Below are 24,603 nucleotides of genomic sequence, written 5' to 3'. Positions count from 1 at the left end.
TTCAATGCTCTCAACTCCATTTCGCGATGAATCACCGACAAGCTCCCCCTATCGATGCAGAGCAAGCTGAACGCCCCCTGCGGATTGCCATCGGATCCATCGTGGAAGGCGAATCGAAAGACCGCGGCGGTATTCTTTTGTCGTCATTCGACCCCGCCTCCGCGACTTTCGGTGAGGTGACCCTTGGTGCGCGGTATGGCAACAGTGCCACCTTCCTTTGTCTTCATCCCACGCTGCCTCTTCTCTATTCGGTAGGCCGCTCCGACCAGTTCCCGGACGGGAGCGTGGCGGTGTTTGCGATCAATGCCCGTTCCCTCGACCTGAGATCGGAAGCATCGTCAGGAGGATCTACTCCCTGTCATCTGGCCATTGATGAATTCGGTGCCACGCTCGCGGTGGCAAACTACGACGATGGAACCACGTACACGCTCGCACTGGACGAACGGGGTCTCCCTATTTCCACCTTTTCCACACGGACGATCGGCGGAGGCCCGAGCCCAAACCGCCAGGAGGGTTCACATCCTCACGGAGTGTACTTCCGGGGCAAGACGCTTCACGTTCCGGACTTGGAACTCGATCGGATACAGTGTTGGACGATCCAGGATGCGAGGCCTGAATGGGAAACGTTGTCAGTATGGCAATCGGTGCCTGGCGCGGGTCCGCGTCACATGGCATTTTCCCCCGATGGACGTCACGCTTATGTCGCCAACGAATTGGACAGCACGGTGAGTGCTCTCACCATCAACGCAGGAAGCGGCTGCTTCGAGACTATCAATCACGTGTCCACGCTGCCTGAAGGTGAAGTGGTGAACAACACCACCGCCGAGATCGCGATTCATCCCAATGGCAGATTCGTCTACGTCTCGAACCGCGGGCACGACAGCATCGCGGTTTTCGCGCGAGACGCCGGATCCGGAGAGCTCAAACGAATCCTGGTTGCCCCTGCGGGCGGGAAGAACCCGCGGCACTTCGTCATATCGCCGGACGCCAACTGGATTCTCTGTGCCCACCAGGATTCAGATACCATCGTTGCGCTGCCACTGGATGGGAAAAGTGGAATGATCGGGAACGCGGTGGCGGCGATCTCATGCCCCAAGCCGATTTGTGTGATCTTCCTCGAGTGACGGCACTGGAAGCGGAAGCAGGTGGACCTTTTACTTCCGCAGCCAGACGATCTCGATCCGGGCACTCCCCGCCGCCTCAAAAACAAAGTGGCCGTCCTTGGTAACCACCGGCTTGAGCATGGCCCGTCGCTTCCCCGGCTCCTCCCGCCACACCTTGAACTTATTTTTTCCACGCCGGCGAGAATTCGGAATGATGCGCAGACCATGACGGTGTGACTCGGGCCCGACCAACTTGAAGCGGATTACGACCTTCGACGGCCGTTTGCCATCAGCGGAAAATTCAGCTCCTGCCAGGGGCACCGCAGCCCAGACCATGAATGGCACGTCGTGCCAACGATGGAACGTTCGCGTCGCTAGAGTCAGCGCCAAGCCCGCACCGTAAAGCTCTTGTCCAACCTGGCCGGCAGGCTCCACGGAGGCATAAAGATCCTCCAGGGGAACAGGCAAGGAGCGGTCGATGACTCCCTCATGAGGTGAATCACAGATTCCATCAGCCGGGAGCATCTCGGGGAGGTAGTAGGCCGCCCGGCTAATGAGATGTTTCCCATACTCCACCCAGAGTTCCACGAGCGACAGGGGGATTTGATCGCCCATCTCAGACAGATAAACGCGACTCGCCGCGAACACCTCCGCCTCCTCGTACGGTGCAATATAGGGAGCGTCGTGAAGGGGCGGCAGCCCCATGTAAGTGCTCCACGAATTCCCGGGCCGCGCTGGCTCCCACATCCAGAGATGGCTCAACACGCTCGCCATGCAGACCAAGCTCAGCTCCCGATAGAGCGAGTTGCCTGTCGCCTTCCAAAGCCGGGCTAGAGCGACGGCAGTGTGCACGGTATTATTCGTCTGATAGAGCATGCCGAATCCAAGGCCCGTCAGCTTTGAGGCAGCTGCTTCTGCTTCCCCCAGATACCTCCGGTCCGCGGTGAGGTCCCAGGCCTGCAGCATCACATGGGCATAGAGTCCGGCAGCATCGCGTTCGCCCCCGAGACCCTCGGCCACTTCTCGCTTCAGGACTTTCAGCGTCTTGCGGTGGTAGAACACCGGCCAATCGTGCTGGAAATGATGCGCCGTTTTTATCGTATATTCGAGGCATTCAAGGAAGAGCTTCTGCTCGGCCTTCTTTCCCGAGGCGGCGAGCCGGCCGAGGTTCATCATCGTGTGAAGCAGATACCAGGAATCCATCCTCTCGGTTTCCTGCTCCTCGCCCCGATCCGTCTTCAAAAACTTCTCGCCTGGCAACCACCGGGCCATGGTGCCCAGATCCTTCAGGAAGAAGGCTTCGAGATTGCCTTCCAGTCGCTTCATCAGGGGATGGGGCTCAAGCTGCCAGCCCTCGTACTCGCACAATGCCACCTGCACCGCAGCTTGGACCATGCTCTCCGGCGGCTTGTCATCCGAACCCACGTAGGCGTTGAGAAACGCTTTGCCCCTGATCTTGCGCACGCATGCGCGCGACTTTCCCAGCTCCGCCAGGATACGTTCTGCAGCACGCGTCCAATCGAACCACTTCCCGGGAGGTGGCGCCGTTTTTCGATAGGCCCACGCCAACCCCTCGAGGAATTCCACGGCTCGGGTCGCCTCTCCCCGGTCGCTGCTTCCCGTGACGCGAAGGAAGGCGTCCGAGATGACGACCGTCACCCCCTTCGGCAATGGCCGCTCGCCGCTGGGTAAGCACAGACCGAGCGCCGGCCACTCCACCCCCACGCAACCCCGTAAATTGGCTCCCGTTAATGCCGAGTACGGACCTAGGGCGGTGAGATTCTGGAAGTAGAACACCGTCGCATCGTTCGCCGCCACAAAGGCATGCCCGGAATTCGAGCCTGTCTGCGTCGTGAAGAGAAGCCCCTCGTCTAAGGGTCGATGGCGCAAATCCGTTGCCAGGATTTCCCGCGCGGAAGGGTCAAGCTTGGCAGGCTGCCGGGTAGTGACTCGCACCGTTGCTCGTGCCATCGGGACGGGATCTTCGGTCAGTCGAAGGCGGATTTCGTAGTCTCCGACCAAACAGGCAGTCTTCAATACGAAATTAGGGCCATCCCCGGTCACCTTCACCTTCGACACGTGCGGATCTTTTTCCAAGAGACGCAAGGCAGCCAAAACGCCCGTCTTGCAGTCAACGATCAGCCAGACAGCTTGATCACTCTCCATCATCCGGAATGATCCATGCTGCGCGAGTAGCCGGGCATGTTGAAGCTGCAGCGAATGCCCGGCCCAGGATCTCGCCAAATATTCACGCTCCACCGGATGGCGGGTGAAGGGTGGGTTTCCTTTCATGAAGGGTAGATGGGGAAAGCAACCTCACGCGCACCATCCACGTGGCGACATGCTCTCAAATGGCTTCGAGACGGGGACGGATCTGGAGCATGACGACGTCGCAACGATCAGGCTGGCTGAGCACGTACATCACACTCCGCGCAATGTCCTCGGACGTCAGCATTTCATGATTTTCCTCGGCTTTCTCCTGCTCCTCAGGGCTGGCATCCTGCATGTCCGTTCCAACTTTGCCGGGCTCAATGAGGGAAACTCGAATCCCCTCGGGATTCACTTCTCGCCGCAGCGACTTGGAAAATCCCCGAATTCCGGACTTCGAGGCCACGTAGGTGGCCGCATTTGTGCCACATTCCTCGGCGCTCATCGAGCCAATGAGGATGATCTGACCTCCCTTGCCTTTCATCCGCTTCAAAGATTCAATGGAGCACGAAATGTAGCCCGTTAGATTCACATTCACGATCTCGTTGCACGCGTCGTGGGTCATATCGACGAGCGGACCGGACTCCGCGACGCCGGCATTGAGGACGGCAATATCAATTCCTCCCAAGCGCTCGTCGACAGCCGCGAACAGCGCAAGCACGCCCTCCTTGGTGCCGATGTCTGCCAGTATTCCTTCCACTTTTCCGGCGGCTCCATCGCACGATTGCTCAGCATCCTCAAGGTGTTTCGCATCCGTCCCATTGATGAGCACATGCGCGCCGTGAGTTGCCAGCTCCAGCGCTGTGGCCCGCCCGATCCCGGTTGTGCCGCCTGTGACCAGAATTCGGTAGCCTTCAAGAGAGACGGTAGGTTCTCGATACATGGCGCTTTCCCTCGCGAACTCTGTGCCAGCCATGATCCCCGGTCAAACGACGCGAAAATGAAGCTGACGCGCTTCTCCTTGAGCAAAAAGCAAAGCATACCGCCGTCGCGCGATGCAGTCCGCCCCGTTCCTGCCCTCATCTCGTCATTCGCCGCCTCAGGGAAATTCCTCGAACTGCGGTCCCCCGCCAATGGAGCTTTCAGCCGTTGATGATCTCGCCTCCATTCGGGTGGAGCACTTGGCCCGTCATATAGCTGGCTGCTTCACTCGCCAGGAACACGTAGCACTCCGCGCATTCCCATGGCTCGCCGGCGCGTCCTAGCGGTGAGTCAGATCCAAAGGTGGCGACTTCTTCGGGAGGAAACGTTGCCGGAATCAGGGGCGTCCAGATCGGCCCGGGTGCGACCGCATTCACTCGGATCTTTTGATCGGCCAGCTGGCCTGCAAGTGAGCGCGTGAAGCTGACGATTGCTCCTTTTGTGGCCGAGTAATCGAGCAGCTTCGGACTGCCGCGGTAGGCTGTCACGGAGGTCGTGTTAATTATCGCTGGATGAGGCGACTTCCTCAGGTAGGACAGCGCCGCTGCCGTCAGGAAAAACATCGAGAAGAGATTCGTACGGAATGTGCGTTCGAGCTGATCCTCGCTAATCTCGGTGATGGAGGAGCGGAGGTGCTGCTCCGCCGCGTTGTTCACCAGGATGTCGAGCCGGCCGAATGCCTCAATTGTCGCTTCTACTGCTTCCGCGCACACGGACTTCATTCCTATATCTCCGCAATGAAGTCGGCACCGGCGTCCAAGCGTCTCCACCAGATTCGCGGTCTCTAGCGCGTCTTCCTCTTCTTCGAGGTAAACGATCATGACATCGGCTCCTTCACGGGCGAATGCAACCGCGACCGCGCGCCCGATGCCCGAGTCTCCACCTGTGATAAGCGCCACCCTGCCCTCAAGCCGGCCGCTTCCTTTCAAGCCCTCATGCTCATACTTTGGGAGAGGCTGCATTATCGCCTCGCGCCCGGGTTGGTGAGGTTGGGACTGCTCCGGGCGCTGTGGCTTCTCTTCCGATTCGTCCTTCGATTTGTTCGCCATGGCTCTCCCCTCGCAACCTGCGCGCCATCTCTTGGCGGCCCTCTTCAGGAACTACAGTAGCGAAGATAGCCGACTGGATTACTTGGCGGCGATGGCCCGCGTGATCGGCCTCGTTTTCGTGTGCTCGATGGCATTTCACGCGGCAATTTGGCCCTCTCAGATCCGGTCGATGACCTGCTTTCGTTTGGCTGCCAATTCGTCGTCGCTCAGTAGGCCTTGGGAATGAAGGTCTGCAAGCTTTCGGAGCGTTTCCGCGACGTCCGGAGCACGGTCTCCCTTCTCGGCCGCAGGGGGAGGTCTGGGGCGGTTACTCACATTGCCAGAAATGACCGGAAGGCTCTCTGCCGTGAAGCCTCCAAGCTGGCTCGAGAACTCAAGCTTTGCGGAAGAGCCCTGCTGCTGGCTGACCCCGCCAATCTGGTGGGAGCCTGTATCATAGACAGTGACTTCGCCATTTCGATCGATTGCCATCCGTAGCGTATTTGATTCTGGGATCCGCTGGTTGAGGGCGTGCCGAGGTCCGGCGGCCACCACATCCCGAGGAAGTTGGATGACGTTTCGCCACGGGTTCGAATTCGAAGAGGTCCTCACGAGACAGGGCGGTGGCCAGTTCCGAGAACACTGCATTCACCCTCGCCTTCAGGGAATGGTTGAACATGTCCCCAACCATCGTCATCCCTCCCTGCATCCACTGTCCGCTTCCGAACTCTACGCACTGGAATTGGGCCATCGTCCCGCCTCCACGTTGCAAGGCTTCCAGAAGGGTTCTCACTGATTCCCCCGACAGCTCGTGGCGCTTCGCCACCTCCTTGAGCGTGGCTTCCTCGGTAGCGGTAAGATGGGGCATATGGAAGAGGGTTAAAGCTAGGTCAGTGATTGTTCAATCGGAGCGATGCCCCCACTGCCAGGCCGAGTCCTAAAGCTAGGCCTACGGAGACGAGAGGGTGTTCCCGGACAAACCGGTCCACGGCTTCGCAGGCGCGGGTCGTGGCGCAAACCTCGTCACAACTAGCGCTGGAGATGCGTTCAGAATCCCTTGCACGTTTTGACGCGTGGTCTGCCGACTCCCGCTCCACTTCAGAGGCCCTATCGGAGAGAGGCGGCACGGAATCCGGATGGGGATTGGATGGCAATGGGTCACTCATAGGACTCTCACATATGCATCGGGAGTGCCAGCCACCGGAACCGGTCCACGTTGCGAATCGTGGTCGATCCATACGGCGATCGGTGGCGATAGGACACAGCAGGACGCCTTGAATACTCCGCAATCTGCCCTGCGTCGCTCGCATTCTGCATCATGTCGAGACGTGTCACCACGCGTCTGCCGCTCCCAACGTAAGGTATCGGACGTGCAAGGCATCACGTCCGGTTTCAACCAGCCGAAAAATCCAACGATGAAAACCAAGGAGGAAGAACTGAAGGAAGCCCGCAACGAAGATTCCATCACCGGCGAGCCGGGCAGCCATCCGATTGGCGTGGGAGTCGCAACTGCCGCAGCAGGTGCAGCAGGTGCGACCTTGGGGTCGATTGGAGGACCTGCAGGAGCCGCGGCCGGAGCGGTGATTGGAGGAGTTTTGGGCGCCGCGGCGGGAAAGGCGGCAGCTGAAGAATTTGATCCTTCGGCCGAGGAAGAGCATTGGAGGGAAAATCACTCGAAGACCAAATACTATCGGACCGATCGGAACTACGACGAGGACTACGCTCCCGCCTATCGCCTGGGCTGGGAAGGCCCCAATCGCTATGGCACCGATTTCGAGACCTCCCAGAGCGCGCTCCAAACCGACTGGGAAGAGCGCAAAGGGAAGTCCCGACTCGATTGGCCGAGCGCCAAGGAGGCCATTCGCGAAGCATGGAACAAGGTCGAAGGGAAGCTTCCCGGTGATGCAGACAAAGACGGGATCTGAAAGTGATCCCAAGGAGTGGAAGCTATGGATACAGATGTCAGCAGCGCACCAGGGCGAGGCAGGAGCGGTCTTGCACCTCGCTCAAAGAAGGGCGATGACCTGATTAGCCGCCATCAGAGTGTCGCGGGTTATCGGGACGAACTGTCCATCCAAGGAATTGCATATCACTTCGCTCCTTTCGAGGATGGGGTCTCCAAAGATCGTGCAAACGGAAACATCGGCAGCGTCGCGCCCCGTGGCAACCCGCACCAAACCATTCAGCGGAGCTAAACGGGTGGGATCGAACACATACCAGAGCTTTCCAATGAAGACTTCGAACACTGCATGGAAGTCGGTGGGATTGAGGAGGTGTGAGTAGCACGAAACGTAGCGGGCGGGCACATTCAAGGCGCGGCACATGGCGATAGCAAGATGAGCGAAATCACGACAAACCCCTTGGCGCTGCTCCAAAGTATCCACGGCTGAGGACTGCTCGTTGGTGCTCCCGCTCTTGTAGGTCACTTTCTCGTAGATCCAATCGCTTACGCCCGAAGCTATCGAGTATGGGTCCGGCAAATGCCCGAAAAGATCCAATGCCTGCTGCCGCAGGCGATCCGACTGGCAATACCGGCTGGGAAAAAGGAAAGGGACGGCATCCGGATCGAGTCTGCCCGGATCATCCGCGAGCAACGACGCCACGTCCGCTATCTGCGTCGAGGTCTCAACGTCTGCCTGATACCGGACCTGCATGGCCCCCGACCCCGAGGTACGTATCCGGGTAAAGCGATTCATTCCCACCGATGCTGTGAAGTCATCCGTGGGGACTTCCAAGCTTGTGTAGAGGTTCTCGTTAAGGATTCTCTGACCACCCGTGGCGAGGCACTTGATGGCGAAAAAGAAGGTGGAGGGCCCACGAAGAGTATAGCTGAGATCGGAACTGACGCGGAAATTCATCGGGCAATGCTAACCACGCGAATCCGACAGTCTAACCCGATTTCCGCACGTTTGTAACTGGTGTGATGGTAGACGAGGCATGCAAGCGGAGGGAGCCTTTCAATTAGGCGAACAGACCCACGACTTTCACTGAGATCCGGGAGAGCTTGCTCCACCACCGGAACCTTCCTCGCCCGGTGGGCCCTCAGGATCGTCCTGCTTTTCAAGCTCTGAGTTTACGGGGTCGCCGGCGAGCTTGCCTCCCAGTGCGCCGATGCCGGCGCCGACAAGCGCCCCGACCGCCATCCCTGCTGGCCCTCCAAGGGCACCGACGGCAGCTCCCGCGGCAGCGCCAGCGACACCTCCCACGGATGTCCCTACCGCTCCGCCCAATCCTTCCTTCCTCACCACGTGGCTGGTGCCGTGGTCCTTAGCATTCGGGTGCTCGGAAGGGGTTTCAATAGGTTGCGTCTGGCGATCTGGCTCAGTCATACGAATTCCTTCGCAAGACTCATGCCGGGAGATCTACCTCAACGCGGGTGTATGCAAGGATTACAAAGAGTTCCGATCCAGATGCCGCTCCAAGGCAAGTCGCACTTCCTGAATGCAGAGCGCACCCGACTGAACCTTCGAAGGCAAACGTCAAAGTCGAACAAACCTGCCTGCAAGATAACCAATGCCTGCGGCTATCAGGAGGGCGCGAACCGGCTGAATGCGGACCGTGTTGTTCAAAAGCGATGCTGGGGAATAGAGCGCGATGTCGCGCGATTCAACGGGCGCGCTTCCTTCCGCATAGGTAGGGTTGGCGGCTTCGAAATCTTCAGCGATGACAGGAGATGCCTCCTCGGCATGAAGCAAGGGATTCTTTGGGTAGGCGGGGACGTTAGACATGATGGTGAGGCCAATCGGCAGCAGTGTCCTCGCAACGAGCATGCCATTTGGAGATTGTATTCCATCCCGTTCATCGGACCCAAGCTAAAGGAAGCGCCAGTGCCCCAGCCTCGTGTCATGGCTCGCCTCAGCAGTGCGCATGGCTGCCGGTTAGATTTTCTCGTAGATCTTTGAGAGTTCCTCCGACTTTTCCTCAACATCGCCGCTGGTTCGGAGTTCTTGAACCCAGGCCTGCACGAAAATTGCGACCGTATCGCTACAGCACTGTAAGCCATACGAATAAGGCCTAATTCCCGACGTGTGTGTGAAAGCCACGTCGGCTAAACGTGGATTGCTTTTCCCATCGGCGCCGATCAAACGGCAAGCAGCGTCTATATTCACTCCTCCTAACTGGTAAAAGATCTCGTCCTCGATCTCGAAGACGTGCTCCTTCACCTCATCGCCCAAGGCATGGACAACACCGGGATCGGCAAAGCGAACCCGCCCCTTGCTCGCCGCACCTGTTTCCACCAAGCTCCGGAACGGATAATCCGGAAGCTTGAGCAATTTCTGGCCGCCGCACTCCACGAAGATGCGATACTCGGCGGTCGTCTCTCCACCGTCTTCATCCTGGATAGTCACCTTTGTCGTGCGCTCTCCTCCGACCTCCTCAGCGTCGTCAACCATCGCCTTCCCGGAGATGATTTTTACTCTGCCCGCATCATACAGCGCCATCAAGATCGCGCCGGATTCAAGTGGCATGGCTGCGATGACATTCATGAGGAATGGCATCACCGTTTTGCGAAAAGCCAGGTGATCTTCCGCGGGCATCAGGTCGGCGTGAAAGTTCAAGGTGTACATCAGGTCGTCGATGACCTCCTTCCAGTGGATCGGCTTGTGCCCCAGTACCGAGCGGCGGGCCTCGATCATTTCGCGGCGCATGCCTTCGAAGGCGTTGTTGTAGTCGTGCTTGTCGCTCATTGTTTCCACAAAGTCGGCCAGCTTGAACTCCGGCCTCGCCAGCTCCGCCACCATGTCGGCCATGCTGTCCTTGCGAAAGGCTTTGACCAGAGCCGGGCGGCAGACTGCATCGAAGAAGGCTTCCAGCCGGAGAAACCCTCTCTCGTCCCTTAAGCCCAAAAGCGCCTCGCGATCGACATGTCGGTAGATTGCTCGCATCGGCTCCTCCTGGTCCCACTGCAGGTGCGGCAGCCAGCCATGGAAGGCATGCATGACAATCTTGAAGTTGGGCGCTTCGGGGCTGGGCTCAAATTGCAGGATCCCGGACTCCCTTGTGAACCGGCCGTGGCGATGCGCCAGCGAGCTGATCACATCAAAAGCACTCAACGAGGCGCCCAGCGTGCCGATCGGGAAATCATGATACTCGCCTTCCGCCGGCAATAGCTTCGCGATGGGCCAAGGCGACGCGTAATAGCCTCGACCCGGCCGGTCATCGTTTTTCCAACAGTGGCCTGTCGCGATGACAACCTTCGCGAAGACGTGGATACCTCCCTCAGCAGTCACCACTCGCACCGCGCTGTCGTTTGGCAGATCCTCGATGTCGGTCACCTCGCAACCCGGATGCTCACTGACCTTGATCCCCTTCTCTTGCAAACTCGCCAACAAAACGCGGTATTGGGCGTGCAGGTACTGCCCGAGCACCAACCGCGGGTAGATCTTTTCCGCACTAATTTCCTCTCCTTCCAAACCCATGGCCCGCAGATCCTCGGGATCCAGATTTCGAAGCCAGTCCACCATCGAGGTAGGCAACTCCGGCAGTTCCTCAGAAGCGATGTTAGAGAGATTGAAGCGGTCGGTCGTGAGTGGACTATAGGGCATACCCACGCCCGTGAGCTGGCTTTTTTCGAAGATCGAAATGCTTGCGAGCGAACGCTTCAGGAACGGCAATTCATCCAGAATATGCTTCAACAAATAGATCGCAGAAGGACCGCTGCCGACGATGGCGAGGTTTAGACGAGGGTTCATAAAGGGAGGGTGGCAGACGCCTTGGCTTTCGAAATTGGCATGCAACCGCCCCCTCCCCGTCAGCGCGAAAAGAACCAAGCGCAAGCGTCTTTTCAGCCCGTAAGGGATCAGTAACCCGCTTTCCGCTTGCCGGATCGGATGGCTCCCGTTGATTGCCTTACCTCTTCTCGACGCTAATGGGAAAGCCATCGCCATCCGAATCCTCTACCGAGACCTCACTCGATACCGACCTTCCTCGTTGGGATGCGAGGCTTCTTCACATCTTCGTTTCAGCCGGCCATGACTATTGGGGCCGCAATGGCGAGGGCAGGATGCAGCACGGCATTTCCGACTTGCCTGAGGTCGAATGCATCGCCGGAAAGGGTTTAGTTGGGGACCGCTACTTCAACAGCCGTCCCGACGCCAAAGGTCAGGTCACCTTCTTCGACATGCGTGTGGTCGAGGAGGTGCGCCGACACTTCAAGCTTTCTAAACTTCCTGCTTCGGTGTTCCGACGTAACTTGATTGTCGAGGGGGTCGATCTACGAGAATGGAAGGGCAAGCGATTCCTCTTCCAAGGGATCGAATTTGAAGGCTCGCAGGAATGCCGTCCTTGCGAGTGGATGGACCGAGTGATCGCGCTAGGTGGCGAAGAATTCCTAAGGGGTAACTTCCGTGGAGGCCTTCGAGCGAAGGTGCGGACCTCTGGAATGTTACGGATAGACCGTCTCGAAAATTATGCCCCACCAAGGTAATCGGTTTTGAGTTGTTCAAATCAATGTTCCAAAGGGATTATTGGTCCTGGGATTCCGTCGTGATCCCGATCGCTTCTTTCACAAAGTCCTCCAGTTCTTCTTGGGAGGGAGCAGAACCCAACGCAGAGGGAGCATTCTCAAGAACCGTCACAACCTGCGAAGCGGTGGTTCCGGGATAGTCACTGACAAACTTCTCGACAAAATACCTCCGGTCGGGCTCATCACTGAGAGCATTTATATAAACCGGCATCGTGTTTTCTGGTTCTTGATTCATGGCGTCGTAGATCGGGATGCCATCTCGCAAAAGCCGTGCCGCCTTTTCAGCCGAGGTGTAGAGAGGACAGTTCCCGCTCCAACGTCTCGTATTCCTTCCGCATTCGAGCAAGGGCGCCCTCAAGCGATTCAATTCTCTTTGCAATAGAACTCATGTGCGAAAGCTTTTGCGCCACTGCATCGCTCGATGGGAACGAGGAGTCTGTGATGCCCGGTCCCTTCTGCATCCACAATTTGATGGTGACGTGTGCGACGCCAAATTCCCGATGCGCAGCGGCCTGTCCTCCGTGCCCCTTCGCTAGATTTACTTGGTGAATGTATTCGAGAACCCTTGCCTTTTCGGAGGTTGAGTACCGGCGACCGCGCGTATCCCCTGTCGTTTTGCTCATCACAATCCCGCGCCTTAGCAGACCCACTTTTGCTCCAGCAAGTGCGCGACTGATGCATGACGCGAAGACCGCAAAATGCCCCTAAGGTTTTACCGATGGCTCCCTTAGGCAAATGCCATTCGTAGATCCCGCTCTGTGCGTTCATTGCATCCAGTCGGGACCACTTCAACTATAGGCATCGCATTAGTGCGTGGTGTCCGTGGTTCGGGGGGACTGCGGGCACCAACGCTTTCCGTGGTATCCGTGTGAAATGGTAAGCGCCCGTGGCCGGAAACTAAACCCAGCCGGTCACGGGCTGCTGTCCTTCGGATATTTTAAGCCGATGGCGCGCTCTCCCATGCGTCGCGAATTTTGGACAACGCAATATGCGAAGCTGCTGGGTTCGAAGAGGGCTCATCCTTTGCGAGTTCCCCCGCTACGATGTCGGGTAGCTGTCGGGTGAGGAGGGTGACAGTGGGCGCGCTTGACGTGAGTCCCTCTTCCCCAATCGCCGTCACTTCCGTGTGACCCGCAGTGAGACCTAACGTCAAAAGCATCGAGTAGCTGGTCGCAGCCGTGGTTTGAGCGACAATGTCGTCTCGGACCATCCGTGACAGGGGATGCTCGCGAATCTTCCCGTAGAGGCCAGCAAGAACGCCCGTGGCGGTCATCACGCCCTCTTTGAGCGCCGAGCCGAACGCCCCCCCAACACCGCCGGAAATCTTCTTTAATCTCTCCAGTCGCGATTCACTGGCGGAGGCGATCGCGTTCAGAAGTGCGGCTAGTTCTGCATGCGCCGTCACCCGATCGTCCTCGAGCTGCCCTCTTATTGCTTGAGAAATATCGGACTCAAGACCGATCATGTCGTTCACGTACTGGCGAATGTTTTCGGAATGCTTTTCGCTCATGGTGCCTGTCTCTTCGCAATGAGCGTGCCGAAGCAGGTACTGCGTGATTCTGCCGCTTTGCGCCCGAATCGCCCCACCTGATGTATGGCATCTCGCAATGCTGAAGCTACACAATGCCATTAGAATTGTGCCGATCGAGATTCCCTTGAAAGGACCGCTAATAGGCGGATGAAGGCGGCGATGAGAGCGATCCGAATCCCGGAACCGGGAAGCCACCGCAGGGCGAAAGCCGCGGTCGAGAAGAGGATCCGCGAGGAATTGGAAGGGAAATCGCCCGAGCAGTCGAAGCAGGAGCCCAGAACTTGTTGGCCCAAGCGGCAAGAGCCTTCTCCTCCCCATCGGCACGAACTTTGTGATGTTCCAACGACTCCGGAAATTCCCCTACAGGGACATGCCGGACTGCCGGAATGCATCTTCAAGCGGCAAAACATCCTACGAATCGGCGGTGAATGCTCAGGCTCTGAAACCGTCAAGCATCTTGGCGGACAGTGCCGCAGCGTCGCTTCAAGGAGTGCTACGCGAGTTTTCGACCTCTTCTTCAATCTTGCCGATTTGGTCGACGAGGGTCTCAGGGTCGGTCGCTTGTTCCAGTACGGCAATGTCCGGATCTCCCTCCTCTTCAACGCCAACTTTCCGGGCGATCAGATGAAGAAGGTGAAGCCCTTTGGTGTCTTCCTGCTCGGCCAGAAGATTGATTTGAAGATCCAGTTGATTGCGGCGCTCCGCCACTTCTGCCTGGCGGTTGGCAGCGATCAGCAGGAAGATCGAGAGAAAGATCGCTTCAAGCGAGACGACCAGTGTCAGGAAATTGAACGGAAATGGGTCCCAAGGTTGCGGTAGAATGATTGTGTTCAAGGTCATCCACACCGCGAAGCCTAGGGCATTGGCCCACAAGAATGTCATGGATCCGCAAGCATCGTTGATCCTGACGGCTAGCCGGTCACCCCACGTGGCACGCTGGGAAGCCTGCTCCAACTCCACGATCGAGCGGACGTTTTTGGCCGTGATTTCTTCCACCGTTTTCGGCGGGCTTTTTTGAAGTGGCTTCTCGGTTGGATCACTCATCGGATAGGTTACGGGCAAAACACATTTAAATCGTCGTTCAACCGCCTAGGCTTCCACATTACCTAGGGACGGCAACAGAAACCGCGCGTTTACTCTGGCGGCTCAAAGCCGTGGCAAAGGCATCTACCTCCCGCGTACCGGGGATCCGTCATTGAACTTCTTTCGCCTGCCAAAACCACCGGCAAGTAAGACCGCCAGAAGGGCGACGGAGATGCTCAAATAAGCCCTTTCTCCGCTGAGGTCGACCATCTCGAAAATCCTAGCCAGAAATCTGGTTAGCCGATAGACCCCGATTTGTCCTCGTTTTATCCGTGACCGCAATGCCCCCGTAAACCTCGGCTGGTCCGTTCCGAATCTTCCTCCCCAAACCCTCCTCCCAATGAAGTCATTCGCTTCGCGAGCGCTCGCGGCAACCGTCCTCGCATTTGCCGGCGTCGTCTCCTCATCTGGATCTGTCGTTCTGCAGCCGTCCTCGGTATCGACCGACATGGGGGCACTTTTCCCCGCGGTCAACACGATCAATCAATCCGGGCTCTCCACGGGCTATACGAGCCTGGCAACCGACTTCGACGCTTACATCGCCTCCGCTCCCACCGCCGTTACCGGCTTCGGAGCCGCGCTATGGGGCGCTGCCGGTGTCCACTCCGGGAATTTCGATTTCTTCCTGGGCGATACCTACACCGTCGGCGGAATGGCCGTTTGGGCCGTTCAAGACGATCCGTCAGCCATTCGCCAGGTGACCATCATGCTGGACGACAACGCGCTATTCAGCAGTCCAGACTACACCGGCACATTCACGTTTTCCAACTCTCTTGGAGATGGGGGCGGAAACACCGGAGCGCAGGTGATCAGCTTTTCACCTACCACTGCCTCATACGTCCGGTTCATGATTCTGAATACTTGGGGAGCGGACTCGTTTGGAACAACTCTCAACGAGGCCGCCTTCTCCGTGGAGCCCGTGCCAGAACCCGCGATGGCGAGCATAGCCGGGTTTGCAATGATCGCCCTTTTCGTGCGCAGAAAGCGGTAGTTCGGCCTTCGCGATGCGTCAGTTGCGCTACCATCCCTCGCATCCCAATTCGGGCGCTACTCCGGTTGCGCCCGGCGATGAAGGAAGCATCTTCGTGGCCATGAGCGACCACCTGCAAGAAGTGGGGACGATGTCGGACGCAATGTTCGCCCAATTTTCGGTCAGCCCTGAGGCAAGAGAAGCTATGGATGGAGAGGTTCGCGCAAGCTTCGGGATCCCCGTCGATCGCTACTTCACGGTGACCATGCCTCCCGGCCCTGCCGGCAAAGTGTTCGTCGATCTGAGCAAGACCCGGGCTGTCGGCTCAGTGAAATTGTCCAAGGCCCCATGAACTTGAGCCTGGGGGCGCGAAGAGTCGCGGCTTCATTCTTACCTGTCCCACGAAAGCAGGATTGCGTTCAGTTAGTGGGATAACCGCTCTATAAGGCTGTGACCCTTCCTTTGCATGTCATGGCCTCGTTACCGGCTGTGAGGATTGCACGCTGCACACCTTCATTGGTTGCACTTCGCATTTGCGGGGCTTCTCAAAGTCACCTCAACTCAAAGGATTAGGCAATGGAACACCGTCTGCGGATTGGAGTGGTTCATGCTTAATCTACTGCCATGGAGATTTTTAGTTAAGCACGCCGCCCGCCGCTATGGGGTTTTGGACCCGGCCACGGTAATGGCTCGCATTAGAGCCTTTGCTCAACCTTCGGAGGTTGCCGAGCCATTCGAGCTTTTGCGAGCGGGGATCGTTTTTCACGCCCGCGGCCTCGTGAATGCCAAGGCGATCCAGCACAACCTCGACTGGGTTTGGCCCTATTGGGTGGAGCGCCAGTTCAATCCCGCGAGCCGATCGTTCGTGCCGCGCGCGTTTTCCTTCAGTCACATCAACCTCACTCATCGCAACTGGACCGCGGTGGGAATGCCAGATGTGGCTGTCTATCCTATCGTCGATCCACGCGGGCTGGTCACGCCGCTTCATGATGGATGGTCGCTAGACTTCTGGATCGTGACCGAGTCGCGGAAGCGCCTACTGCCGAGCAAGCTGGAAGACGATGCAGTCACTCAGAGTCTCGAACTGGGGGATGAATTGCAGGTGAGGACGCATTGCCAGTCCGAGGGTACGGAGCTTGAGCTGGGAACCCGCATGGTGGGTGAAGTTGGCAAGCCGCCGATGGTCTGTACGAACGTCCGGGCAATGGCGAAGGAAGACGGTTGGCTGGTGGTGGCGGTGCGCCCTTACAATCCGGAGGGCGTCCAGTTTATCCAACGCATCGCGCTGGATTCTTCGGGAAGAGCGTTTCGTGTGAATGGCGAGGCCACCGTCGACTTGGGTGAGGTGCCGATCTCGCTGCGCATGGCGCACTACGCCGAGGGAGATGTGTATCTGAATTTGCCGGGAGACTCGGATCAACGCGAGATCGCCTGTGGCACGGGAATGGCAACGGCGGCAGCGCTGTTCCGCATTCATGCAGGACAGGCGCGGGAACTTGGCGTCACGGTTTCCTTGGAGCGGGATCTAGGTCACACGGTGACTTCCACTCGTTCGTGGGCCGAGGCGTTGCGGGGAACAGCGTCCCTGGAGATCGGCGATGCCCGCATGAAGTTCCTCTACGATGCGGCGATGCGCACCGTGCTCCTACTTTCCGCGGATGAGCTGGTTCCCGGTCCCTACACCTATCGGCGGTTCTGGTTTCGCGATGCCTGCCTGATGCTCGCTCCGATGCTCGCGCTCGGCCTATCGTCAGCTGCGGACCGTATCATAGGGACGTTTGCGCCACGTCAGACTGCGGCCGGCTACTTTCTTTCCCAGGAAGGAGAGTGGGATTCGAACGGACAAGTGCTGTGGATCGTGGCCCGTCAGTGTGCGCTTTCCCATCGCCCTCCGGAGGCCGGTATCGACCGGGCCTTGAGAAAGGCAGTTCGCTGGCTCGCGAAGAAGCGCCTGGCCAAGGATGACCCTGCGGGCACGCGTGGCTTGCTACCTCCGGGTTTCAGCGCCGAGCACCTGGGTCCGAATGACTACTACTACTGGGACGACTTCTGGGCGTGGGGTGGTCTCAAGGAGATGGCGAAGCAATGGCGACGGCATTGCAACTATGAGGCCGCGGATGAGGCGGAGAAGCTGGCGGAGGAGTTCGCGGCCAACATCAACCGGAGCATCGAGTCGATTCCCGAACGTCGCTCGAAAGGCGCGATTCCTGCCGCGCCAGGGAGACGGATGGATGCCGGGGCAATCGGCTCGATGGTGGCGGACTATCCGCTGCAACTCTACCCACATGGGGCACCACGCGTGATGGGAACGCTGGATTGGTTGCTAGATCACTGCTTTCACGGCGGTGGCTTCTTCCAGGAGATGATCCATTCCGGGATCAATGCCTACCTCACGCTGGATCTAGCCCAGACCTTACTGCGGGCTGGCGATCCGCGATTCATCGGACTGATCCGTCGTGTCGCGGAGCTGGCTTCTCCCACCGGGCAGTGGCCCGAGGCCATCCATCCGGGAACGCATGGCGGGTGCATGGGAGACGGTCAGCACGGCTGGGCCGCGGCGGAGTGGCTGATGATGATCCGCAATTGTTTCGTGCGGGAAGAGGAGAACCATCTGGTAATCGGATCAGGCATCTTGCCGGAGTGGCTCGGCGGCCGGGTGAGCTTCGGCCCGACGCTCACGCCGTGGGGGCGTGTCAGCGTGCGGCTTGAGGGGAAGCATCTCGAGATCGACGGCGATTGGCATGAGCGGCCTCCGCACGTGATCGTTGCGGTCCCCGGATATCACTCGATCACCGCGAATGGAGGACAAAGCGTATTTTCCCTGGAGGCCCTATGAAGATCGCGATGTTTACCAATACCTACCTGCCGCACGTCGGCGGGGTGGCCCGCTCCGTTCAGACGCTAGAGGAGGCGTGCCGGGCGCGTGGTCATGAGGTGCGGGTGATTGCTCCGGAGTTTCCGGGGGCTGAGCCTTCTCCGCACGTGCTGCGGGTACCTGCGATCCAGAATTTCAATGGCAGTGATTTCTGTGTGAGGCTGCCGATGCCAAGTCTGGTGAGGGACTTCATGGAGGAGTTCAAGCCTGACCTCATTCATAGCCATCATCCCTTCCTGTTAGGTGACGCCGCGCTTCGTGAGGGATGGAAAATGAAGGTGCCGGTGGTATTCACGCATCACACGCTCTACGAGCGCTACACGCACTACGTGCCGCTGGATTCGGAAGCGATCAAGCGGATGGCCATCCAGCTCGCCACCGACTATTGCAACCTCTGCTCGACGGTGATTGCTCCCAGCGAAAGCATTGCCGCGCTCTTGTTTGATCGCGGAGTGACTGCACCCATCCGCACGATTCCCACCGGAATCGATAACGGAGCTTTCGAGCACGGGGTGGGTTCCAGCTTTCGCAAGCGTGCGAGGATACGGAGGGAGGCTGTCGTGATCGGCCATGTGGGTCGGCTGGCCGCGGAGAAGAACCTGAAGTTGCTGACCGAGGCCGTGATTCCCTGCCTCCACGAGCGGCCGGATGCGCTCTTCCTGCTGGTGGGCGATGGCGATGCGAGGGAGGGCATGCTTTCCCGCTTCGCGGAGGAAGGACTGGATGACAGGGTCCATGCGCCGGGCAAGTTGATGGGCTCCGATCTCAGCGATGCCTATGCGGCGATGGATTGCTTCGCCTTTGCTTCGCAGACCGAGACCCAGGGAATTGTCCTCGCCGAGGCGATGGCAGCGGGCAATCCGGTGGTAGCGCTGGACGGGCCCGGCGTGCGGGAGATCGTGCGCGATGGGGAGAATGGCTATTTGCTTCGCGCTGATGCCGGTGCGGATTTGTTTTGCGAGGCATTGCTCCGCATGATTTCGCAGCCATCAAAGCGGCGTAACCTGGCGGCAAGCGCGCGACTCTCCGCGAAAACCTACGACACGACGCGCTGTACCGAGCAAATGATCGCCTGCTATAGCGACCTGGTCACCGCGCAGCGACGGCAAGAAGAGGCCGATAGCACTCCGTGGGATCGCCTGATTGCCGGGATCGAAATCGAATGGGAATTGCTGGCCGCGAAGGTATCCGCCGTGACGGCCGCAGTGATCGAAACTCCAGCCACTGAAGCCCGCCTTGATTAGCCGCATCACCGCCCGAGTGCGTTGGCTGCGGCGAGTTCTGAATCGCACGCGGCTGGCTTCGCGTCTGCTCGGTGTGCGCCGTCCTAGCGGAGAGGCGGAGCATCCGGGGCTGATCATTCTCCAGATCGACGGCCTCTCGCGCAACCAGTTTGAACGGGCAATCGCGGATGGGAACTTGCCCTTTCTCGCCAAGCTCATGCGTCGCGGGCATTTCACGCTGGAGAATTTCTATTCGGGCGTGCCGTCCACGACGCCCGCGGTGCAGGGCGAGATCTTCTATGGCGTGCGCGCGGCCGTTCCCGGATTTCAATTCCTTCATCGGGCCAGCGGACAAGTAATGCGCATGTATGAGGCCGAGTCCGCGGCGGTGATCGAGGACGAGCTCTGCCGACGTGGTGAAAAGCCGTTGTTAGAAGGTGGCTGCGGCTACTCCAACATCTATCGCGCTGGCTCCACCCTCTCCCGCTACTGTTCCCAGGATCTGGCGTCAGCGGAGATCATCCGGCGGGTGAATCCGCTGAAGTGGCTAATCCTCGGTGTGGTGTATTTGCCGAAGATCCTGCGGATGGCGGGGCTTGCAGTGCTTGAATTCGTCATCGCCCTCGCGGACGCGGTCAAGGGGCTGTATGAGCGCGAGAATGTACTAACGGAGCTGTTCTTCGTGCCGGCGCGGGTGGTGGTCTGCATCCTCCTGCGGGAAGCGATCCGTTTCCGGATACTATTGGACATCGAACGGGGGGCGCCGGTGATTCATGGCAATTTCCTCGGCTATGATGAGCAGTCCCACCGTCGCGGACCCGGGTCTGCCTTCGCGCACTGGACGCTCAAGGGAATCGACAGTGCCATCCGGGACATCTTTCGCGCAGGCGATCATTCGGACTATCGGGACTACGAGGTGATCGTTCACTCCGATCATGGGCAGGAGCATACGATTCCCTACGAGCGGAAACATGGGCGCGACCTTCACGCTGCTGTCACCGAGGTGTTCTCCACAGGTTCCTTGGCAGGCGTAGAGGTGTGGTCGCGGCGTCCGGCGGAGCTGTTAGGCAATACTGTGGGGCGCTTTCGCAACCTGGTGGGCATGCAGTCGGAAGGGGTCGAGGATGGTAGTCCTCATCCAGAGCGGCAGATCATCGTCACGGCCATGGGTCCGGTGGGACACCTCTATCTGCCGCAAGATCCGGGAGCCGCAGAACTTGAAAAGTATGCACTGGATTTGGTAAAGGCGGCAGGCATTCCGCTGGTGCTGCTACCTCAGCCGGATGGAGGTGTGAAGGCGTTCAATGGGAGAGGCGAGTGGTCGCTGCCCGGGGATGCGGACAAGGTGCTGGGAGCGTCGCATCCTTTCCTCGAGGAGGTCACGCGAGACCTGGTGACCTTGTGCTTTCATCCGAATGCCGGCGACATCGTCATCTCGGGGTGGGATCCCGAGGGGCAGCCGCTCAGCTTTCCCATGGAGAACGGCGCGCATTGTGGGCCGGGATTCGAGGAGACCCGGGGCTTCCTGCTGGTGCCAGACCGGATCCGACGGTGGCATCATGCGCGGATGCCGGCGACTGGCACCCGGGTTCGCGGCGAGGACCTGCGCCGAATCGCGCTGCATTTTCTGGGGAGGGATGGCACGCGGGAGGAACGGGTGGCAGAACGTCTCCGGACCGGGCGAGAATTGCCGCTTCGGGTGATGACCTACAATATCCACAGCTGTGTCGGTCTCGATGGAAAGATTCGCCCGGAACGTGTGGCGCGGGTGATCAATCATTTCGATCCGGACATCATTGCGGTGCAGGAAGTGGATTGCCATCGCCTGCGCAGCCGAGGACTCGACCAGGCCCAGCTCATCGCCGATCACCTGCGCATGACGCACGTCTTCCATGCGATGTTCGAGGAGCAGAGCGAGCGCTACGGCATCGCTCTTTTTTCCCGGCATCCTTTCACGAAGATCCGGGCCGACTTTCTAACAGAAGCGGACCCGAGAGTCTTTCGGGAGGCGCGTGGGGCGATCTGGGTGAAAGTCGAGCCCGAAGGGGGGAAGCCGTTCCATTTCATCAACACTCACTTCGGTCTGGGGCGCAATGAACGGATGCGGCAAGCGGAGGAATTGGTGAGCGAGCGGTGGCTGGGTTCGGTGCCTCCGGACCAGCCGGTGGTGATTGCCGGCGACTTCAATTCTGGTCCGCGCTCCCGAGCGCTCCAGCCGCTGCGCCAGCGCTTCCGCGATGTGCAGCTCGCCGCTCCCGGGCATGTGCCAGTTCCGACCTTTTCATCACTATGCCCGGTGGTCCGCATCGATCATGTGTTCGTCAGCGAGCACTTCGCGGTCGAGGGAGTGGACCAGCCGTTGTCACCGGTGGCGCGGATTGCGTCCGACCACCTACCGCTTTGTGCGGAACTCATACTGCGATGACGCTTGCAACCCACATCCGGCAGCATAAGAAGCTGGTGGCAGCATTCTTCCTTCTGGCGGCCGCTGGTGCGGTCCTGTGGAGCTACCGGGATCACGTGGATCGTGAGTCGATCGTCGCGTTTGCAGAAGGCTTGCCGCTGGGGTTGTATCTAGCGGCCTTGCTGGTGTTGCCATTGGTTGGCTTCCCGATCTCGCCGTTGCTGGCGGTGGCAGGAATTCGCTTCGGCTTTGCCGGTGGCATGGCGCTGGCGACCGGTGTCATGTTCCTTCATAACATCGCCGCCTTCCGATTGACCCACGGTTGGTTTCGGGAGCGGCTGAGAAATCGGCTCGCGCGCGCGGGATATGCGGTTCCGTCGATCGATCCGAAGCACCAAGTGTGGTTCACCGCGCTCTTCGCGGCGATCCATGGTCCGCCGTACGCGGCGAAGCTGTACCTGTTGGCCCTCACCGACGTTCCGCTCCGTATTTATCTCTGGGCGGGCGCTCCGATCTACGCGCTTTTCTGCGTGATTCCGGTCGGCGCGGGGAGTGCGGTCGATACGCTCAAGCCTTGGGTTATTTACGTCCTAGTTGGAACCTCGGTGGCATTGTTGGCAGTTGGTGTTTTGCTTAAGCGGAAATGGAAATGCTGCGGCGTGGACGATGCGGATTAGCCCACTATACGAAAAAGGGAGAATAGTGCGACAACGCAAAGATTCCGAGCGTGGTTAGCGAAGCCGAAAGGAGCGCTGTGAGAGGCCAGTCGAATGCACTCAATCCTTGGTTGGAGGGCATTTCGACAAATACGGCACTGATAGAGTCGAAGCACGGATCGCGGAAGCTTCATCCCCCGAGAAGGACATTGGCGATCGCGGCGAGCTCTCGGACTCGTCGACTCGTTGATCTTCTGAGAATTGAGCTCGGGAGGCGTCACGGGAAATCGCCCTTGACCTACGGACGCATGTTTGAGCCCAGCGCGAAGCATTCACCCCACCCACCGGAGTACGGATTCCATGGGCCCGTTGCGGAATTTTCGCAGCCAGAACATAGAGAACGTCGCCGCGGCTGCGAAAAAGCATAGTGCAGCGCAAAGGGCTTCGCCGGGGCCGGTGCGCAGCCAGTCGAGCACGATGACGCCGCCCAGACCGAAGATAATGTGTCCGACATACCAGGTGAAGGCCATCCGGCCCATGGCGGCGAGTGCTTTTACAGGGTAATTTGCTGCCCATCGCGAAGCCAGGATAGTGCAAGATCCGATGGTGATCAAAGCCACGCCGGTGGCATTGATCAGGAACAGCGGAAGGGGCGGCATCGATTGTAGTCCAAAAAGGGCGATAACGTCTTCATGGCTCAGCGACGGCCCTACCGAGCCGTGGAACGCCGCGCGAAAGGCGATCGAGAGCAATGCCGAGCCTGCCCAGAGCAAGACGCCCCAGCGTAGGACCCGCCAAGCGAGTGCATCCTCCCGCCAATCCATGCGTCCGAGCCACAGCCCAAGCACGACCAGGGCAGACCACGGAAACACGGATCGGAATCCGTCATAGAAAAGGCTCCGCACCAAGCCAGAGGGAGTGCAGAGCGCGCGATAGTGCATTTCCCTGAAATCCCAGTTCTTTCCGTAATCCAAAAAGACAATCATAATGCAAAACGTGATCACGATCCCGGCACCCCAACCGAGAAGAGCGCGTGAGGAAACTTGGAGCAACGACGGGATAGCCAGGAGGCAGACACCGTAAATGCGAAGGATGTCTCCCTCCCAGACCATCAGGTTGATGAAACCGCACGCTAGCAGGAATATCCCCCTCCGCCTGAGCACAGAGCCGATTGGCCGTTGCGCGGAGGGTGTGCGGCCGGCCTTGCCCGCCAGCATAGCCACGCTCATTCCGGCCAGAACCATGAAGGTGGCGGCGGGACGCCCATCGAGAAAGCCGAGCATTGCCCTGGCCCACTGTGCCTGCGGTGTACAGTCGGTCATGACCAGTTGGAAGTGGACCGTCACCATTCCAAGAATCGCCAGCGCGCGGGCCACGTCCAGGCCGGCGACCCGCTTTGCTTCGGATGATCCGGCTTCGGAACTCATTGGAGCGTAGGGAAGCAAGTGGCAGTGCCTCTGCCTAGACGCAATTGTGGGGCTCACATCTGCGGAGCCATCGCGACTCACAACGGGCCTCTCCGCGTACTTTGCCGATAACTGCGCGAGATCCGCATGAGTAACCCGGTCTACCTGCCATCCTAGCGCTTTTGAGCGCATTTTCGGACGCCTGCACGAGGTGCTTTTACACGGCCGTTTATTGCGCCGCCGGGCTTAGGAGGACAGCCAGTCGCTGTAGTCGTCGGGTCGCTTGCACTGCTGGATGCGAATGCCGGGCTGCGCCCCGTCGCTCACCGTGGACGCCCAGTGTTTCGGTGGAATAAGGGCAGATGGAGTCGTACAGGCCGGCCAAAAGATGCGAAAAATCGTGGGCGTTTTGTGTCAGCAGACTGGCAAAGCGGTACTTGTTGTTCTAAGATGAATGGTGACTCTTGAAGAATTGCGCCCCTTCGATGGTATTTGTGTCGAACTCCAGGTGGGACGGGAGGTGTGGCTCGCCACACTAGAGGTCGGCAAGGTCGCCCGGCTGATGGATTTCCGACCAACCAATGAGGATCCGTTCGAAACAGCTCCGACTTCGCCTATGTCAGTTGATGAGAGACTACTCTCGGCGTTACGAGTGGACGGCAGGGATCGAATAGTCGCTCAAGCAAGCTGGCTTCTGGACCTGCGAGATGACATCTGCCCTTACTAGAG

Annotated in this window: 20 protein-coding genes; 9 read left to right on the top strand and 11 right to left on the bottom strand. The window is 59.0% G+C overall.

Features of this window, described 5'->3' with window-relative positions; translation table 11 throughout:
- Positions 1-26: 26 nt before the first annotated feature.
- Positions 27-1,124, top strand: coding sequence for a lactonase family protein (locus WKV53_RS22440; RefSeq protein WP_341407054.1), 1,098 nt, complete (start codon positions 27-29; stop codon positions 1,122-1,124).
- A 30-nt stretch (positions 1,125-1,154) separates the two neighbouring features.
- Here WKV53_RS22440 and WKV53_RS22435 read toward each other — a convergent pair whose 3' ends face one another.
- The 4 genes from WKV53_RS22435 to WKV53_RS28740 form a co-directional block, all read right to left on the bottom strand.
- Positions 1,155-3,362, bottom strand: a complete 2,208-nt coding sequence (locus WKV53_RS22435; protein WP_341407053.1) for a hypothetical protein — start codon at positions 3,360-3,362, stop codon at positions 1,155-1,157.
- Positions 3,363-3,450: 88 nt separating this feature from the next.
- Positions 3,451-4,227 carry an SDR family oxidoreductase gene (locus WKV53_RS22430; protein WP_341407052.1) on the bottom strand — a complete coding sequence of 259 codons (777 nt, stop codon included), beginning with the start codon at positions 4,225-4,227 and terminating at the stop codon, positions 3,451-3,453.
- Between the two features lie 166 nt (positions 4,228-4,393).
- Positions 4,394-5,281: a glucose 1-dehydrogenase gene (locus tag WKV53_RS22425; RefSeq protein WP_345789671.1), complete on the bottom strand. Its 888-nt coding sequence runs from the start codon at positions 5,279-5,281 to the stop codon at positions 4,394-4,396.
- A gap of 869 nt (positions 5,282-6,150) precedes the next feature.
- Positions 6,151-6,426, bottom strand: a complete 276-nt coding sequence (locus WKV53_RS28740) for a glycine zipper domain-containing protein (RefSeq protein ID WP_375341838.1) — start codon at positions 6,424-6,426, stop codon at positions 6,151-6,153.
- Between the two features lie 249 nt (positions 6,427-6,675).
- Between WKV53_RS28740 and WKV53_RS22420 the strand changes: the two genes are divergently transcribed.
- On the top strand, positions 6,676-7,185 hold the full coding sequence (locus WKV53_RS22420; protein ID WP_341407050.1) for a hypothetical protein: 510 nt from the start codon (positions 6,676-6,678) through the stop codon (positions 7,183-7,185).
- A gap of 81 nt (positions 7,186-7,266) precedes the next feature.
- On the opposite strand, the gene WKV53_RS22415 is transcribed toward WKV53_RS22420, so the two are convergent.
- The 3 genes from WKV53_RS22415 to WKV53_RS22405 all read right to left on the bottom strand — a co-directional run bounded on the left by WKV53_RS22415 (position 7,267) and on the right by WKV53_RS22405 (position 10,953).
- The gene (locus tag WKV53_RS22415) at positions 7,267-8,118 is read right to left on the bottom strand and encodes a transglutaminase-like domain-containing protein (protein WP_341407049.1); all 852 of its coding nucleotides are present in this window, start codon (positions 8,116-8,118) and stop codon (positions 7,267-7,269) included.
- 621 nt (positions 8,119-8,739) lie between these two features.
- The gene (locus WKV53_RS22410; RefSeq protein ID WP_341407048.1) at positions 8,740-8,988 is read right to left on the bottom strand and encodes a hypothetical protein; all 249 of its coding nucleotides are present in this window, start codon (positions 8,986-8,988) and stop codon (positions 8,740-8,742) included.
- 150 nt (positions 8,989-9,138) lie between these two features.
- The gene (locus WKV53_RS22405) at positions 9,139-10,953 is read right to left on the bottom strand and encodes an FAD/NAD(P)-binding protein (RefSeq protein ID WP_341407047.1); all 1,815 of its coding nucleotides are present in this window, start codon (positions 10,951-10,953) and stop codon (positions 9,139-9,141) included.
- A gap of 176 nt (positions 10,954-11,129) precedes the next feature.
- Here WKV53_RS22405 and WKV53_RS22400 point away from each other — a divergent pair, with 176 nt between their 5' ends.
- Positions 11,130-11,687, top strand: coding sequence for an MOSC domain-containing protein (locus tag WKV53_RS22400; RefSeq protein ID WP_341407046.1), 558 nt, complete (start codon positions 11,130-11,132; stop codon positions 11,685-11,687).
- 37 nt (positions 11,688-11,724) lie between these two features.
- Here WKV53_RS22400 and WKV53_RS22395 read toward each other — a convergent pair whose 3' ends face one another.
- The 3 genes from WKV53_RS22395 to WKV53_RS22385 all read right to left on the bottom strand — a co-directional run bounded on the left by WKV53_RS22395 (position 11,725) and on the right by WKV53_RS22385 (position 14,301).
- Complete coding sequence (locus WKV53_RS22395; RefSeq protein ID WP_341407045.1) at positions 11,725-11,961, bottom strand: hypothetical protein; 237 nt, start codon at positions 11,959-11,961, stop codon at positions 11,725-11,727.
- A gap of 702 nt (positions 11,962-12,663) precedes the next feature.
- A complete protein-coding gene (locus WKV53_RS22390) occupies positions 12,664-13,236 on the bottom strand; it encodes a hypothetical protein (protein WP_341407044.1) in 573 nt (190 codons plus the stop codon).
- A 504-nt stretch (positions 13,237-13,740) separates the two neighbouring features.
- Complete coding sequence (locus tag WKV53_RS22385) at positions 13,741-14,301, bottom strand: DUF1003 domain-containing protein (RefSeq protein ID WP_341407043.1); 561 nt, start codon at positions 14,299-14,301, stop codon at positions 13,741-13,743.
- Positions 14,302-14,680: 379 nt separating this feature from the next.
- Here WKV53_RS22385 and WKV53_RS22380 point away from each other — a divergent pair, with 379 nt between their 5' ends.
- The 6 genes from WKV53_RS22380 to WKV53_RS22355 all read left to right on the top strand — a co-directional run bounded on the left by WKV53_RS22380 (position 14,681) and on the right by WKV53_RS22355 (position 22,489).
- The gene (locus WKV53_RS22380; RefSeq protein WP_341407042.1) at positions 14,681-15,331 is read left to right on the top strand and encodes a hypothetical protein; all 651 of its coding nucleotides are present in this window, start codon (positions 14,681-14,683) and stop codon (positions 15,329-15,331) included.
- Positions 15,332-15,431: 100 nt separating this feature from the next.
- Positions 15,432-15,662: a hypothetical protein gene (locus WKV53_RS22375; RefSeq protein ID WP_341407041.1), complete on the top strand. Its 231-nt coding sequence runs from the start codon at positions 15,432-15,434 to the stop codon at positions 15,660-15,662.
- A gap of 333 nt (positions 15,663-15,995) precedes the next feature.
- Positions 15,996-18,146, top strand: coding sequence for a hypothetical protein (locus WKV53_RS22370; protein ID WP_341407040.1), 2,151 nt, complete (start codon positions 15,996-15,998; stop codon positions 18,144-18,146).
- Positions 18,143-19,429: a glycosyltransferase gene (locus WKV53_RS22365; RefSeq protein WP_341407039.1), complete on the top strand. Its 1,287-nt coding sequence runs from the start codon at positions 18,143-18,145 to the stop codon at positions 19,427-19,429. The genes WKV53_RS22370 and WKV53_RS22365 overlap by 4 nt, the downstream gene beginning before the upstream one ends.
- On the top strand, positions 19,422-21,833 hold the full coding sequence (locus WKV53_RS22360; protein ID WP_341407038.1) for an endonuclease/exonuclease/phosphatase family protein: 2,412 nt from the start codon (positions 19,422-19,424) through the stop codon (positions 21,831-21,833). The genes WKV53_RS22365 and WKV53_RS22360 overlap by 8 nt, the downstream gene beginning before the upstream one ends.
- The gene (locus WKV53_RS22355) at positions 21,830-22,489 is read left to right on the top strand and encodes a TVP38/TMEM64 family protein (RefSeq protein WP_341407037.1); all 660 of its coding nucleotides are present in this window, start codon (positions 21,830-21,832) and stop codon (positions 22,487-22,489) included. Before WKV53_RS22360 ends, WKV53_RS22355 begins: the two co-directional genes overlap by 4 nt.
- Before the next feature lie 311 nt (positions 22,490-22,800).
- On the opposite strand, the gene WKV53_RS22350 is transcribed toward WKV53_RS22355, so the two are convergent.
- Complete coding sequence (locus tag WKV53_RS22350) at positions 22,801-23,895, bottom strand: DUF418 domain-containing protein (RefSeq protein ID WP_341407036.1); 1,095 nt, start codon at positions 23,893-23,895, stop codon at positions 22,801-22,803.
- Positions 23,896-24,603: the final 708 nt, after the last annotated feature.

The sequence above is a fragment of the Luteolibacter sp. Y139 genome (assembly GCF_038066715.1).
Lineage (GTDB): Bacteria > Verrucomicrobiota > Verrucomicrobiia > Verrucomicrobiales > Akkermansiaceae > Haloferula > Haloferula soli.
The sequence above is the reverse complement of the archived record's forward strand: the minus strand, read 5'-3'. Positions and strand labels throughout refer to the sequence as shown.

Coding starts and splice junctions, on each gene's coding strand:
- WKV53_RS22375 (WP_341407041.1), top strand. CDS start 15,432: ATGAGCGACCACCTGCAAGAAGTGGGGACGATGTCGGACGCAATGTTC.
- WKV53_RS22350 (WP_341407036.1), bottom strand. CDS start 23,895: ATGAGTTCCGAAGCCGGATCATCCGAAGCAAAGCGGGTCGCCGGCCTG.
- WKV53_RS22430 (WP_341407052.1), bottom strand. CDS start 4,227: ATGGCTGGCACAGAGTTCGCGAGGGAAAGCGCCATGTATCGAGAACCT.
- WKV53_RS22390 (WP_341407044.1), bottom strand. CDS start 13,236: ATGAGCGAAAAGCATTCCGAAAACATTCGCCAGTACGTGAACGACATG.
- WKV53_RS22440 (WP_341407054.1), top strand. CDS start 27: ATGAATCACCGACAAGCTCCCCCTATCGATGCAGAGCAAGCTGAACGC.
- WKV53_RS22370 (WP_341407040.1), top strand. CDS start 15,996: ATGGCTCGCATTAGAGCCTTTGCTCAACCTTCGGAGGTTGCCGAGCCA.
- WKV53_RS22355 (WP_341407037.1), top strand. CDS start 21,830: ATGACGCTTGCAACCCACATCCGGCAGCATAAGAAGCTGGTGGCAGCA.
- WKV53_RS22365 (WP_341407039.1), top strand. CDS start 18,143: ATGAAGATCGCGATGTTTACCAATACCTACCTGCCGCACGTCGGCGGG.
- WKV53_RS28740 (WP_375341838.1), bottom strand. CDS start 6,426: ATGAGTGACCCATTGCCATCCAATCCCCATCCGGATTCCGTGCCGCCT.
- WKV53_RS22400 (WP_341407046.1), top strand. CDS start 11,130: ATGGGAAAGCCATCGCCATCCGAATCCTCTACCGAGACCTCACTCGAT.
- WKV53_RS22380 (WP_341407042.1), top strand. CDS start 14,681: ATGAAGTCATTCGCTTCGCGAGCGCTCGCGGCAACCGTCCTCGCATTT.
- WKV53_RS22425 (WP_345789671.1), bottom strand. CDS start 5,281: ATGGCGAACAAATCGAAGGACGAATCGGAAGAGAAGCCACAGCGCCCG.
- WKV53_RS22415 (WP_341407049.1), bottom strand. CDS start 8,118: ATGAATTTCCGCGTCAGTTCCGATCTCAGCTATACTCTTCGTGGGCCC.
- WKV53_RS22405 (WP_341407047.1), bottom strand. CDS start 10,953: ATGAACCCTCGTCTAAACCTCGCCATCGTCGGCAGCGGTCCTTCTGCG.
- WKV53_RS22395 (WP_341407045.1), bottom strand. CDS start 11,961: ATGAATCAAGAACCAGAAAACACGATGCCGGTTTATATAAATGCTCTC.
- WKV53_RS22410 (WP_341407048.1), bottom strand. CDS start 8,988: ATGTCTAACGTCCCCGCCTACCCAAAGAATCCCTTGCTTCATGCCGAG.
- WKV53_RS22420 (WP_341407050.1), top strand. CDS start 6,676: ATGAAAACCAAGGAGGAAGAACTGAAGGAAGCCCGCAACGAAGATTCC.
- WKV53_RS22385 (WP_341407043.1), bottom strand. CDS start 14,301: ATGAGTGATCCAACCGAGAAGCCACTTCAAAAAAGCCCGCCGAAAACG.